Source organism: Shinella lacus (assembly GCF_010994755.1).
In the GTDB taxonomy this organism is placed as follows: domain Bacteria; phylum Pseudomonadota; class Alphaproteobacteria; order Rhizobiales; family Rhizobiaceae; genus Shinella; species Shinella lacus.
Window position 1 is genome coordinate 412,401 of record NZ_WHSB02000001.1, and the last position, 12,825, is coordinate 425,225.

11 protein-coding genes are annotated in these 12,825 nt (G+C 64.7%); 8 read left to right on the forward strand and 3 right to left on the reverse strand.

Going from position 1 to position 12,825, the window contains the following annotated elements; genetic code table 11:
- The first annotated feature begins 3 nt into the window (after window positions 1-3).
- From GB927_RS01920 to GB927_RS01935, 4 genes are all read left to right on the forward strand, one after another.
- Entirely contained in the window at window positions 4-2,157 is a 2,154-nt protein-coding gene (locus GB927_RS01920) for a xanthine dehydrogenase family protein molybdopterin-binding subunit (RefSeq protein ID WP_256114846.1), read from the forward strand.
- A gap of 13 nt (window positions 2,158-2,170) precedes the next feature.
- On the forward strand, window positions 2,171-2,812 hold the full coding sequence (locus tag GB927_RS01925; RefSeq protein ID WP_256114847.1) for an Isoquinoline 1-oxidoreductase subunit: 642 nt from the start codon (window positions 2,171-2,173) through the stop codon (window positions 2,810-2,812).
- A 222-nt stretch (window positions 2,813-3,034) separates the two neighbouring features.
- Window positions 3,035-3,973 (forward strand): AraC family transcriptional regulator, encoded by a 939-nt coding sequence (locus GB927_RS01930; protein ID WP_256114848.1) that lies wholly within the window; start codon window positions 3,035-3,037, stop codon window positions 3,971-3,973.
- Between the two features lie 106 nt (window positions 3,974-4,079).
- Window positions 4,080-5,585, forward strand: coding sequence for a calcium-binding protein (locus tag GB927_RS01935; protein ID WP_256114849.1), 1,506 nt, complete (start codon window positions 4,080-4,082; stop codon window positions 5,583-5,585).
- Window positions 5,586-5,641: 56 nt separating this feature from the next.
- On the opposite strand, the gene GB927_RS01940 is transcribed toward GB927_RS01935, so the two are convergent.
- Both GB927_RS01940 and GB927_RS01945 read right to left on the reverse strand, forming a co-directional pair.
- The gene (locus tag GB927_RS01940) at window positions 5,642-7,189 is read right to left on the reverse strand and encodes a T6SS phospholipase effector Tle1-like catalytic domain-containing protein (RefSeq protein WP_256114851.1); all 1,548 of its coding nucleotides are present in this window, start codon (window positions 7,187-7,189) and stop codon (window positions 5,642-5,644) included.
- 89 nt (window positions 7,190-7,278) lie between these two features.
- Window positions 7,279-7,728 (reverse strand): GNAT family N-acetyltransferase, encoded by a 450-nt coding sequence (locus GB927_RS01945; protein WP_256114852.1) that lies wholly within the window; start codon window positions 7,726-7,728, stop codon window positions 7,279-7,281.
- Between the two features lie 121 nt (window positions 7,729-7,849).
- Between GB927_RS01945 and ehuR the strand changes: the two genes are divergently transcribed.
- The 4 genes from ehuR (at window position 7,850) to GB927_RS01965 (ending at window position 12,465) form a co-directional block, all read left to right on the forward strand.
- Window positions 7,850-9,232, forward strand: coding sequence for a MocR-like ectoine utilization transcription factor EhuR (ehuR, locus tag GB927_RS01950; protein ID WP_256114853.1), 1,383 nt, complete (start codon window positions 7,850-7,852; stop codon window positions 9,230-9,232).
- A gap of 80 nt (window positions 9,233-9,312) precedes the next feature.
- On the forward strand, window positions 9,313-10,086 hold the full coding sequence (gene eutA / locus GB927_RS01955) for an ectoine utilization protein EutA (protein ID WP_256114854.1): 774 nt from the start codon (window positions 9,313-9,315) through the stop codon (window positions 10,084-10,086).
- A 17-nt stretch (window positions 10,087-10,103) separates the two neighbouring features.
- Window positions 10,104-11,282, forward strand: a complete 1,179-nt coding sequence (locus tag GB927_RS01960; protein WP_256114856.1) for a M24 family metallopeptidase — start codon at window positions 10,104-10,106, stop codon at window positions 11,280-11,282.
- Entirely contained in the window at window positions 11,269-12,465 is a 1,197-nt protein-coding gene (locus GB927_RS01965) for a M20 metallopeptidase family protein (RefSeq protein WP_256114857.1), read from the forward strand. Before GB927_RS01960 ends, GB927_RS01965 begins: the two co-directional genes overlap by 14 nt.
- Before the next feature lie 25 nt (window positions 12,466-12,490).
- On the opposite strand, the gene GB927_RS01970 is transcribed toward GB927_RS01965, so the two are convergent.
- Window positions 12,491-12,817 (reverse strand): cupin domain-containing protein, encoded by a 327-nt coding sequence (locus GB927_RS01970; RefSeq protein WP_256114858.1) that lies wholly within the window; start codon window positions 12,815-12,817, stop codon window positions 12,491-12,493.
- Window positions 12,818-12,825 lie beyond the last annotated feature (8 nt).

Consider the following 12,825-nt stretch of genomic DNA (forward strand, 5'->3'; position numbering starts at 1 on the left):
GCCATGACCATCCACGAAATCCCATCCACCCGCCGCGGTTTCCTCGCCGGCGTCGGCCTCGTCATCGGCGTGGCAATTGCGCCGAAGATGCTGCGGGCATCGCCGACCGGCACGCCCGCTGGCGGAAGCTCGGAGCTCCTGCCGCTCAACGCCTTCGTGAAGATCGGCACGGACGATACCGTGACCATCCTGTCGAAGCACATCGAGTTCGGACAGGGGCCGTTCACGGGGCTCGCCACGCTGGTGGCCGAGGAACTCGACGCCGACTGGAGCCAGATGCGGGCGGTCCATTCGCCGACCGACAACAAGATCTATGCAAACCTCGCCTTCGGGCTGCAAGGCACCGGCGGGTCGAGCTCAATCGCCAATGCCTATGAGCAGATGCGCAAGGCCGGCGCCACGGCGCGGGCAATGCTGGTGGCCGCAGCCGCCCAGGAATGGAACGTGCCGGCAGCCGAGATCACGGTCGAAAAGGGTCGCATGCGGCACGCCGCGTCGGGCAAGGAAAGTGGCTTTGGCGCCTTTGCGGAGAAGGCGAAGGGACAGGTTGTGCCCCAGGATCCGAAACTCAAGGACCCCAAGGACTTCGTGCTGATCGGCACCGATCTGCCGAAGCTCGACACCCGCGAGAAGATCAATGGCACGGCGATCTTCACGCTGGACATCACGCCGGACAACCTGCTGATCGCCGTGGTCGCCCACCCCAAGCATTTCGGCGCCACGGTGAAATCCTTCGACGACAGCGAGGCACACAAGGTCAAGGGTGTGGTCGACGTCAAGCAGATCCCGCAGGGGATTGCCGTCTACGCCGACAACACCTTCACCGCCCTGAAGGGCCGTGACGCGCTCAAAATCGAATGGGATCTCAGCAAGGCGGAAACCCGCTCCTCCAGCGAACTCGCCGCCGAATATGCCCGCCAGTTTGCCAAGCCCGGCATCGAGGCGACGAATACCGGCAATGTCGCGACGGCCTTCCAGCAGGAAGGGCTCCAGACCATCGAGGCGGACATCGTCTTTCCCTTCCTCGCGCATGCTCCGATGGAGCCGCTCGATGCGGTGTTCATCAAGGCGGCGGACGGCTCGGTCGACATCTATAACGGCGCGCAGTTTCCCGGCTTCGACCAGCAGGTAGCGGCCGAGATCCTCAAGCTCGACGAGACGAAGGTCCGCGTGAACACCCAGCTCGCCGGTGGCAGTTTCGGCCGCAAGGCGCAGTTCGGCTCGCCCTATATGCAGGAGGCGGCGATGGTCTATGCCGCAATCGGCGGCGACCGGCCGCTCAAGCATATGTGGACCCGGGAAGACGATATCCAGGGCGGCTTCTACCGCCCGATGTATGCCCACAGGATGCGCGGCGCGATCGACGCGGAGGGGCGGATCACCGCCTGGGAGCAGATCATCGTCGGCCAGTCGATCATGGCCAAGGCCGATCTCGACTCGACATCAGTGGAGGGTGCGTCCAACCTCCCCTACCAGATCCCCAACCTCAAGGTCACCTCGCATAACATCACGCTGCCGATCCCACCGCTCTGGTGGCGCTCGGTCGGCCATACCCATACCGGCTTTGCGGTGGAAACCTTCGTCGACGAGTTGCTGACCCGCGTGAGCCGCGATCCGGTGGAAGGGCGGCTGGCGCTGCTCGATAAAGACTCGCGCCATGCCGGCGTGCTGCGCAAGGCGGCGGAGATGGCGGACTGGGGGGCGACGCCACCGGAGGGGCGGGCGCGCGGTGTTGCGGTCGTCGAAAGCTTCGGTTCGTTCGTCGCCCAAGTGGCGGAAGTCTCGGTCGGCTCCGATGGCGCGCCGCGCGTGCACAAGGTCTGGTGCGCGGTCGATTGCGGCGTCGCGGTCAATCCCAACATCATCAAGGCACAGATGGAGGGCGGCATCGGCTACGGGTTGGGCGCCGTGCTCTTCGATGCGGTCATGCTCGGCAAGGGCGGAAAGATCATGCAGTCGAATTTCCACGACTATCGGTCGATCCGTATCAACGAGATGCCCGACGTCGCGGTGGAGATCATCAAGTCGGCGGAAAGCCCGACCGGTGTCGGCGAACCCGGCGTGCCGCCCATAGGACCGGCGGTCGCCAATGCGTGGCGAAAGCTGACGAACGCCCCCGTTCGCCAGCTTCCCATCGTCAGCCTTATTTCCTCGTGAGGGATACCGTCAGATGAAAATCAAGCTCCTGTTTTCGGGCGTTCTTGCGCACTGTCTCATCGTGGGCGCGGGCCTCGCGCTCGCCCCCGCCTCCGTTGCCCAGAACCCCAACGCCTTGCAGCCGGCGGAAACGTTCCAGTCAATTTCCGACGAACGCGCCCGCTCGATCGCCCTCTTCGAAGAGGCCGGCAAGGTCATCCAGCATCCGCGATGCGTCAACTGTCATCCGGCGACGGACCGTCCCTTGCAGGATATGACGATGCATCCGCACCAACCGCCGGTCTTCCGCGGCGATGGCGGCATGGGTCTGGTGGGCATGCAGTGCAACACCTGCCACAGCGCGGAGAACACGCCGGTCGTCGGCCAGGCGGATACGCTGAAGAGCATCCCCGGCAACCCCGCCTGGCATCTCGCACCGATCGAGATGGCCTGGGAGGGCAAGACGCTCCGCCAGATCTGCGAACAGTTGAAGGACCCCAAACGCAACGGTGACAAGACCATGGCCGAGATGGTCGAACACATGGCCCATGACGACCTCGTCGGCTGGGGATGGGATCCGGGCGAAGGCCGCGAACCCGTGCCGGGCACACAAGAAGAGTTCGGCAAGATCATCCAGGCCTGGGTGGACACCGGCGCAGTCTGTCCGGCGTCCTGACGGAACATCAACAATGCGCATCGCATGGATCCGAGGTTCCGTGCGATGCTCACCTGAGAGTAGAGCAATTCACGACCGCTCACGTTAATGTCACCGGAACGACGGAGCCACGAGAGCGCCGGCGAGAATAGAGACACTGTACCGGACGTCTTGATCTTGCTGCCTCGCCCTGCTTAGTCTGTGCATCGCAGGTCGAACAATCCACCTTTGCTTGGGGTCGTTATGTCCGTTGTTCAGTTCTCCACGCGCGATACGGCCGAAAACCTGCGCCGGGAGCTTGTCGAGGCGGTTTATAACGGGCATGTGCGCACCGGCCTCGATTTTCATGGCGAGGGGCCGGTTGAGATCGACGTGGCGCTGCGTGGCGTCGGCGATGTGCATATCGCCTTTGCCAACACGACGCCCGTGACACTCGTCACCCCGTCCGACGAGGAAGACCTGCTCTATCTGAGCGTCGCCGGCGGCAATGGCGTGCATGATGCGCGGGGCGAGGACCTCTACATCCGGCCGGGCGACGTCAATGTGATGCGGCGCGACCGCACGACGGTGACCACCGTCGCCGAGCGCAGTTCCTGCCTCAGCATCGCCATTCCGCGCCGCCTTGTCGTCGATCGCATTTCCTCCAGCGACAACCTCCTCAAGACGCGCTCGCTCCGCGATCCCGCCGCCCATCTTCTCAACAGCTACGCCGTTTCGCTGCTGCACAACCATGTCGATATTCCGGAGGCGGACCAGGCGGTCTTCGCCGCGCACCTTGTTGACCTTGCGGTGCTGATGCTGGGCGCAAAGCGCGACAGCGGGCAGCAGGCCCGCAGGAACGGCGTGCGCGCCGCACGCCTGCAGGCGATCAAGGCCGATATCGCCGTCCATCTGTGCGATCCGCGCCTCTCCCTCGAATGGCTCGCCCGGCGTCACGGCATCAGTGTGCCCTATGTGCGGGCGCTATTCTATGAGGAAGGTACCAGCTTCACCGACCATGTGACGGCCGAGCGGCTCGACCATGTGCATGGGCTGCTGGGCGATCCCGGCTTCCGGCACCACACCATCGCCGCCATCGCGCTGATGGTCGGTTTCGGCGATATTTCCTGGTTCAACCAGGTTTTTCGCCGACGTTTTCAGGCGACGCCGTCGGACATCCGCCAAAGCATCGTCTCGAACTGAGACCGCCGCGAGTATCCCAAAACCCTGAGACCCTCCCCAAGCCAGCGTGACGTAAGGGCATGTAAGTTCGTGCCCATCGCTCCTGGCGAGAAAAACGAGGGACATCATGGCACGCGATCCAAACGGCAACATCAACGGTACTGGCGGCAACGACATCCTGTGGGGCACCGCGCTGGTGCTCAGCGACGGCACATATGACAATTACAGCGACAGCGCGCTGCGCGGTCTTGGCGGCGACGACCTGATCTTCGGCGACATCTACAACAACGGCGACGATCACACAGAAGGCGACACCGCCTATGGCGGCGACGGCAACGACATCATCTACGGCGATTGCGGCGAGGACGAACCGAACTGGCAGACCAGCGAGAACGGCGCCGCCGACGTGCTCTATGGTGACGCCGGTGGCGACCGCATCTACGGCCAGGCCGGCGGCGACCGGCTGGAAGGCGGCACGGGCAACGACCTGCTGGTCGGCGGCAGCGGTACGGACGCCCTGCGCGGCGGGAACGGCAACGACGTGCTCTGGGCGGGCCTCCAGAACGACATGACCTTCGAAACCGTCCGCAACACGCTGTTCGGCGATGCCGGCAACGACCGGCTCTATGGCAGCGCCGGCAGTGACGAGATGGACGGCGGCGACGACAACGACCAGCTCAACGGTGCCGGTGGCAACGACGATCTCGCCGGCGGCAACGGCGCGGACGTCATCTATGGCGGTGACGGCGACGACTATATCGAGGGCGGCGGCTACTATGCCACGGCGAGCGGAGACGGAGCGGACCTGCTCTATGGCGGCAATGGCAACGACCAGCTGTTCGGCTTCTCCGGCAACGACCGGCTATACGGCGGCGCCGGCAACGACGTTCTCAACGGAGGCACGGGCAACGACGTCTACGACGGCGGCGCGGGCGCCGATATCTATCGCTGCGCCAGCGGCGGCAACGACACCTATGTCTTCGGCGCGGGTGACACGTTCGAATGGGACTATTACGACGACGGCATCGACCTCGTCATGTCCTCCATCTCCCACACGCTCGGGCGCTACCACGAGAAGCTGACGCTGCTCGGCACGGCCGCCACCGGCGTCGGCAATGCCTCGGCCAATACGATCCTCGGGAACGCCGCCGCCAACACGCTGCGCGGCCTTGGCGGCAATGATCTCCTCAATGGTCTCGGCGGCAACGACCTTCTCTATGGCGGCGCGGGCGCGGACAGGCTGTCGGCCGGCGCCGGCAACGACAAGCTCTATGGCGGCGCCGGCAAGGACATCCTGACCGGCGGCGGCGGAAACGACACCTTCATTTTCATGAACAGGCCGACGGCGGCCAACCGCGACACGATCACCGACTTCAACCGCGCGGCCGACACGATCGGCCTGGAAAAGGACGTTTTCGCCGGCCTTGGCCCGCTCGGCAAGCTGAGCTCGGCGCTGTTCAAGACGATCGGCGTCGGCAATGCCAAGGTCGATGCCAGTGACCGGGTAATCTACGACAACAAGACCGGCGCCCTCTATTACGACGCCGACGGCTCCGGAGATGCCGCCCGCCAGCTCATCGCCACCCTGGACGATGGCCTGCGCCTGACCTCGGCGGATATCCTCGTGCTTTAGCATGTCGGATGGCATGGCGGCCGATCGGGCCGCCATGCTGCCGGCAAAGCCGGACGCTACCGCTTGACCGTCAGCCGCACGCTGCCGCGGTTGTTGTCGTAAGTCTGCCAGGCGTCGTTGGCGAAGGCGTAGAGGTAGCCGTTCTTCTTCGGCGTGAAATCCTTGCCGGTGCCGATTTCGAACTCCTCGTGCGGCGCGAAGCTGAGCCGGTCCTCCGGCTTCTTTTCCGGCAGCACGCCATTGGCGACCATGCCGATCAGCGAGAACCAGGGGGCGTCCTCCGCGCGCTTGGTGTACCAGAAATCCACCTGGTGATTGCCGGTCAGCTTCGTGAAGAGCTGCTCGCCCTTGCCGAAGATCGACGAGGCGATCTGGACGGCCTCGCCGAGGTGGAATTTGCCGTCATTGGTGCCGGAGGGCGGGCAGGTGATCTCGCCGTCCATCCATTCGCCCTTGGCGGAAAACCGGTAGGTGACGCCGGCCTCCAGAAAGAGCCCGGTAAAATTCCACCGTTCGCGCGCGAAAACGTCGACCGTCACCTCCTGCCCCTTGTCGAGGCGCTTGGTCTTCCAGTAGTCGCCCTGCGTGAGCGGCGGGTTGTCGTGGCGATCGCGCGCGGAGCGGTGCAGCTCCGTGCTGCTTGCAGAGAAAAGCGGCACGCTGCGCGGCCGGGTCCGCAAGGTCTTGAACACGCCGGTCACCGAATCGTGCAGCAGGCCGAGCGGATCGGCGACGAGCTGCTGCTGGATGTTTTCGCGGAAATTCAGGCCCAGCGCCCGCACCTCCTCGATCATCCAGTCGAGCGCGCCGTCGGAGAGTCCGCTGCGGCCATAACCGCCGCCGACATCGGCATGCACGCCCGGAAACCAGATCTGCTGCACCGTCGGGCGATCCTCGACATTCGTCCAGAGCGTCGGCGTAAAGCTCTGGCGGCGCTCATCGATGGCGATGGCGTGGCGGGCATTCTTGACGACCGGGCTCAGCTCCGTGTCGTGAAAGCTGTGTTTGGCCGGGTCGTCCAGTAGGTTGAGCAGCGCCAGGTCATCCGGCACACCGAGCGCGCCGACCGTATCCCACACGCCGATGCAGTGGATCGGCATCGAATGTTTGCATTTCTGGCCGCTCGCGACGCCATGGAACGGCAGGCGCTTCGTCGCAGTCACGGGCTTTGCGGTCTTTTCCGGCGTGCGGTAATTCTCGAAAAGCGTCTCGATGGCGGCCCAGATCGCCTTTTCCTCCAGCCCCGCGGCCTTCAACAGGCCGCAGCGGGAGATCATCCCGCCGAGGCTGCGCACGGTATAGGCGCCGCGGCTGAAGCCGAAGAGCCAGATCTGTGCGCCGTCCTCGTAGGTGCGCGCCAGCCAGTTGTAGGCGCTCATGATATTGCGATCGAGCCCCTCGCCCATGCCGCCGCCGGCAAGGCGATCCCACACACCGCCGTCGGTGCCGACGCCGGGATGGTAATAGGCCCGCTGTTCCCGGCCGGCCCCGTCCAGAGGTGCGAGCGCGTGGTGCAGTTTCACGACATTGGTCGGCGCCGGCAGCCCGTCTTCCAGTTGATCGGGCGTGTTCCAGGTTCCGTCGCAGAATACGATGAGATGCATCTTCCCCTCCTCCGAGACGTTTCTGCCGGAAAGTATGCCGCCAAATCGGCGGAAGGAAAGAAGGTTTTACAATTTAAAGGCGATCCCTTTTAGATCTTGATGTCGTAGGTCACCCAGGCCGTCTTGCTCGCCACCCGATCGTAGACCCCGCGGCCGCGATAATTGTTCTCGGCGGTGATCCAGCGCACGACGGACCATCCTTCGCCTGCGGCAATCGAGCGGACGTTTTCGATCAGCGCGTCGGCGGCACCGGTGCCGCGGGCATCGGGCGAGACGAAAAGGTCATCGAGGAAGCAGCCGGTGGTGGCGGAGAGCGGCCGCGGGAACGGCCGGAAATGCGCGAGACCGATCAGGGTGCCATCCGCACGCGCGGCGACGAGGCCGCGTGGGTCCTTGTTCGCATCGTGCAGCCACGACCAGACCGTGTCGCGCATCTGCGCGGTCTGGGTGACGTTGTAGAAGGTCGCATAGCCCTGATAGAGCGCGTCCCATTGCGCGCGATCATCCAGATGAAGCGCGCGAACCGTGATGTCGGGCATTGAAAAACCTTTCTGGGGAGTTTGGCCGTTGAGAAATGTTAGCAGCGAAAGCCTCGCGCGTGCCACCGGGAAAGATTCCCATGAGGATTGAAATTGTCCTGCATTTGGCCGACAAGAATGCATGACAAAGTGGCGACCCGATGCCGGCCAATTGCGGCGGCCCGTTTACATTTCTCTTGCGGACCAGTTCACCGCGGCCATCAAGAGCGGCCGGCTTTTGCACGAGGAAAAGCTGCCGGGACACCGGGACCTCGCCTATGACCTGAAGGTCTCGATCCAGACGGTCAGCAAGGCCTATGACGTCCTGGCGCGGCGCGGGCTGGTTTCGGGCGAGGTCGGCCGCGGCACCTATGTGACGTCGACCGGCCCTTCCCTGCAATCTCCCTACATCGCCGAGCGCCTGGCCAATGTCATCGATCTTTCCATCGTCACGCCCGTCTGCACCTCCTTTCATCTGAACCGGATGAAGGATGCGCTGCACCGGCTGGCGGACACCTTGCCGCCGGCTGCCGTGCTGTCGTTTCGGCCGAACACGATTTTCCCGCGTCACAACGAGGCGGCGGTCACCTGGCTTTCCACCTTGGGCGTGAGCACGTCGCCACAGAACCTGCTTGTCACGAATGGCGCCTCCTCCGCCTTCACCATCGCGCTGATGTCCGCCGCCGGCCCCGGAACGGTGCTGGCGGCGGAGGAAATCTGCTACCACGTGATCCGCCCGCTATCGGATTATCTGGGCATGCGCGTGCGCGCGATTGCCGCCGATGGGGACGGCATGCTGCCCGAGGCGCTCGAAGAGGCCTGCCTGCGGGACAAGGTGCGCGTCCTGGTTCTCCAGCCGAACCTCGCCAATCCGACGACCACGCTGATGCCGGAAGCCCGGCGCCTGGCGCTTGCCGAAATGGCGCGGAAATATGACCTGACCATCATCGAAAACGATGTGTTCGGCCCGCTGATCACCAACCGGCCAAGGCCGATAGCGGCACTCGCCCCCGAACGCACGATCTACTTTACCGGCTTCACGAAGGTCGCCATACCGGGACTGAGGATCGGCTATATCGCGGCGCCGGATCACTTTGCGGCGACCATCGCCAACCGGCAATTGATGGCAAACTGGATGGCGACACCGATGATCGCCGAACTCGCCACGCTCTGGCTGGGCGACGGCACGATCGGCAAACTCGTCGATTGGCAGCGCGAGACCCTGCGGGCACGCCACCGGATCGTCGCGGACGCCTTGCACGGCGCGCATTATCGCGCGCATCCGGAAGCGCTGCATGTCTGGCTGACGCTGCCGCCGGATCACGACGAACTGGCCTTCGTGTCGCAGGCCCGGGTTCGCGGCGTTGCGGTCGCCCCCAGCATGCCCTTCTCTCTTTCGGGGTTGCCGGTGGGGGCCGTCCGGGTGTCGGTCGGCGCGACGGAGGCGGACGAGCTTCGCGCCGGGCTCGACATCCTCGCCTCGCTGCTGCGCGCAGCGCCCGACCGGAGCGTGCTGACGATCTAGAAATTGACACGTGTCTTTTTCACCAATTGACGCGCATCTCTTTCCATTGCTCAATGCTCGCGGAACCCACCGGAGCTGGCATGATCGAAGAGAGGCAGCATAAGTCGACTTTGGATGACCGCCCGGCAGGAAAGCGGATCGGTCTCATCGCGCTTGCCACGGATCACACGGTGGAGGCGGATTTCCGGCGGCTCGTCGCGCGCGACGACATTGCGGTCCATGTGACGCGCGTCAGCTACGCCAACCCGACGACGCCGGAAAACCTGCTGGCAATGCAGCCGCACCTCACCGCCGCGGCCTCCCTCATCCTGCCGGATGAGGCGCTGGATGCGATCGTCTATGGCTGCACCTCGGCCTCGGTCATCATCGGCGAACCGGAAATCGCCAAAGCCATCGAAGCAGGCAAACCGGGCGTACCCGTCGTCACGCCGGCTGGCGCCGCCGTTGCCGCGCTACGTGTGTTGCAGGCCAACCGCATTGCTATCCTCACACCCTATGTCCGCAGAACGGCCGAGCCCATGCATGCCTTCTTCACGGCACAAGGCTTTCAGGTCGATCGCCTCGCCTGCCTCGGCATGGAAGACGATCGCGACATGGCGCGCCTGCCGCACGCCGAAATCGTCCGGCTCGCCATCGAGACGGTGACGCCGGAGACGCAGGCGCTTTTCATCGCCTGCACGGCCCTGCGCGCCGCCGAATGCGTGGCGGAGATCGAGAGGCGAACCGGATTGCCGGTCGTCACCAGCAATCTCGCCGCCGCCTGGGCAAGCCTCCGGCTGTGTGGCGTCGGTGCCGATCCGCATTCCAACGCACGCCTGCTCGCGCTTGCCGGCACACCCGACCTACCCGCCTAAGAACAGGATGAATTCCAATGATCCAACTGCCCTTCGCGCTGAGCGAATACAGGACCAGGCTCCAGGCCATCCGCGCAGAGATGGCGCGCCGCAATCTCGATCTGCTGATCGTGAACGACGTCGCCAACCAGCATTACATCACCGGCTATGACGGCTGGTCGTTCTATACGCCGCAGGTGGTGCTGGTGCCCCTTGCCGACGAGGAGCCGGTCTGGATCGGCCGCGCCATGGACGCGGCGGGCGGCCTGCTCACCGCCTGGATGAAGCCCGAAAACGTCGTCGGCTTCCCCGAAGACCACGTCCAGCGCGCCGACCGGCACCCGATGGACTGGATTGCCGAATGGATCAGCCGGAAAGGCTGGGGCCGCGGCACGATCGGCATCGAGCTCGAAGCCTATTATTATTCGCCCAAGGCCCATGCGCGCCTCACCGCGGGCCTGCCGAACGCCACCTTCCAGGATGCGGACCTGTTGGTGAACTGGATTCGCAGCGTCAAGTCGGAAGCCGAGATCGACTATCTCCGCAAGGCCTCGCGGCTCGCCGAAGCGGCCGTTACCGCGGCCTATGAGGTCATTGCGCCCGGTGTGCGCGAATGCGATGCGATCGCCAGGATCCAGGCGGCGCAGGTGGCGGGCTCTCCAGATTTCGCCGGTGACATCACCGCCCTGCCGCCAACCATCCTTGGCGGCGAGAATGCCTCGGCGCCGCATGTCATGTGGAGCGATCGCCGGTTCGGCGCAAACGAAACCGTGGCACTCGAACTTGCGGGCGTCGTGCGCCGTTATACGGCCGGCCTCGCGCGCACCATGCAGCTCGGCACCATGCCGACCAAGGTCGGCGATACCAGCAAGGCCGTGCTCGAAGGCATGGAGGCGGTGCTCGCGACCATCAAGCCGGGCGTCACCGCAGAGGCGGTCGAGGCAAGCTGGCGCCAGGTCATCCAGCGCTACGGCCTGAAGAAGGAATCGCGCATCGGCTATTCGATCGGCGTCGCCTATCCGCCCGACTGGGGCGAACACACGATCAGCCTGCGCCCCGGCGACAAGACCGTTTTGCAACCCGGCAACGTCCTGCATTCCATCCTCGGCATGTGGATGGACGGCTGGGGCATCGAGGTCAGCGAAACGATCCTCGTGACGGAGAACGGCAACGAGACGCTGACCCGCTTCCCGCGAGACATCCATGTTAAATGCTGACAGCGGCACGGGCGCGATGGAGGGTGCACTGGAGCGCCGGATGATCGACATCCGACGCCACCTGCATCGCAATCCGGAACTCTCGAACGAAGAGCGCGAGACGCAGGCCTACCTGAAGCAGGTCCTTGAAGAGGCCGGCCTGGGCGATGTCCGGCCCGTCGCCGGCTTCGGCCTCGCCGTCGATATCGTCGGCACGGCCGGCCCGTCCAACCGCAAGGTCGTCATCCGCGCCGATATCGATGCACTGCCGATCACCGAGACATCCGGCGTGCCGTTCAGCTCCGAGCGCCCCGGCGTCATGCATGCCTGCGGGCACGACGCCCATGCCGCAATGGGTTATGCCGCCGCGGTGCTGCTCGACCAGCAGAAACAATCGTTCAGCGGCACCGTGCGCATCATCTTCCAGCCGGCCGAAGAGGCCGAGCCGCTCGGCGGCAGGCGGGTGATCGCGGAAGGATTGCTCGACGACGTCGATGCGGCAATCGGCATCCATGTCGATCCCTATACGGCAACGGGCAGGATTGCGGTCGGCGCCGGACCCTACACGCTTGCCTGCGATATTTTCGACGTCGTCGTCACGGGCAATTCCGCCCATGCCGCAAAACCCTCCGAGGGGGTCGACGCCATCGCGGTCGCCTGCTCGATGGTCACGGAATTGCAGAAGATCGTGGCGCGGGAGATCGATCCCTACGATCCGCTCGTCATCTCCGTCACGGGCATCGAAGGCGGCGGGGCCTATAATGTCATTGCGGCCGAGGCCCGGCTGAAGGGCACAATCCGCAGCGGACATGAGGAAACGCGCCAAAAGGCCTGGACGCGACTGCGCCAAATCCTGGAAGGCGTGGCGGCAACCCATGGCGCCAAGGTCGACATCCACCTGCAACGTGGCGAGCCGCCGGTCGTCAATGCGCCGGAAATGGTCGAGGTCGTCCGGCGTGCCGGGAGCGAGATCGTCGGGCAGGAAAATGTGCTTGCCCTGCCCGGCTGGACCGCGGCCGACGACTTCGCCTTCTACAGCGAAAAATGCCCATCGGTCTATTTCCGCCTCGGCATTCGCAACGACGCGATCGACGCCGTTCACCCGCTGCATCACCCGAAATTCCGGGTGGATGAAGCCGCCCTGCCGCAAGGCGCCCTGGTACTCAGCGCCGCCGCCCGGACTTTCCTCCAGCCGCCGGAGTAGGGCTTTTCACCAAACCTTCCCGAGGTCAAAGAAAATCGTCGCGCCGGGGGGTGAACGTGTCGATCAGCAGGCCGGGCTCCAGCGCGACCACGCCGTGCACGAGGTTCGGGGCGACGATGAAGCTGCTTCCTCGTGCAAGGCGGGTGGTCACGCCATCCACCGTGACGTCGAAGGCACCTTCGGCGACGTAGCTCACCTGCGTGTGCGGGTGCGAATGCAGCGCGCCGATGGCGCCCTCCTCGAAGCGGAAGGCGACGAGCATCATTTCCGGGCGATGGCTCAGTACCGCGCGGCTGTTGCCGGGCGCGACTTCAGTCCAGGCGGTGTCTTCGGGCTGGGTATAATGTTGCATGTGTCCTC

What these genes read in the sequence shown, in the direction of transcription:
- ehuR (WP_256114853.1), top strand. Translation starts at nt 7,850, where the DNA reads ATGACAAAGTGGCGACCCGATGCCGGCCAATTGCGGCGGCCCGTTTAC.
- GB927_RS01920 (WP_256114846.1), top strand. Translation starts at nt 4, where the DNA reads ATGACCATCCACGAAATCCCATCCACCCGCCGCGGTTTCCTCGCCGGC.
- GB927_RS01970 (WP_256114858.1), bottom strand. Translation starts at nt 12,817, where the DNA reads ATGCAACATTATACCCAGCCCGAAGACACCGCCTGGACTGAAGTCGCG.
- eutA (WP_256114854.1), top strand. Translation starts at nt 9,313, where the DNA reads ATGATCGAAGAGAGGCAGCATAAGTCGACTTTGGATGACCGCCCGGCA.
- GB927_RS01945 (WP_256114852.1), bottom strand. Translation starts at nt 7,728, where the DNA reads ATGCCCGACATCACGGTTCGCGCGCTTCATCTGGATGATCGCGCGCAA.
- GB927_RS01935 (WP_256114849.1), top strand. Translation starts at nt 4,080, where the DNA reads ATGGCACGCGATCCAAACGGCAACATCAACGGTACTGGCGGCAACGAC.
- GB927_RS01965 (WP_256114857.1), top strand. Translation starts at nt 11,269, where the DNA reads ATGTTAAATGCTGACAGCGGCACGGGCGCGATGGAGGGTGCACTGGAG.
- GB927_RS01960 (WP_256114856.1), top strand. Translation starts at nt 10,104, where the DNA reads ATGATCCAACTGCCCTTCGCGCTGAGCGAATACAGGACCAGGCTCCAG.
- GB927_RS01930 (WP_256114848.1), top strand. Translation starts at nt 3,035, where the DNA reads ATGTCCGTTGTTCAGTTCTCCACGCGCGATACGGCCGAAAACCTGCGC.
- GB927_RS01925 (WP_256114847.1), top strand. Translation starts at nt 2,171, where the DNA reads ATGAAAATCAAGCTCCTGTTTTCGGGCGTTCTTGCGCACTGTCTCATC.
- GB927_RS01940 (WP_256114851.1), bottom strand. Translation starts at nt 7,189, where the DNA reads ATGCATCTCATCGTATTCTGCGACGGAACCTGGAACACGCCCGATCAA.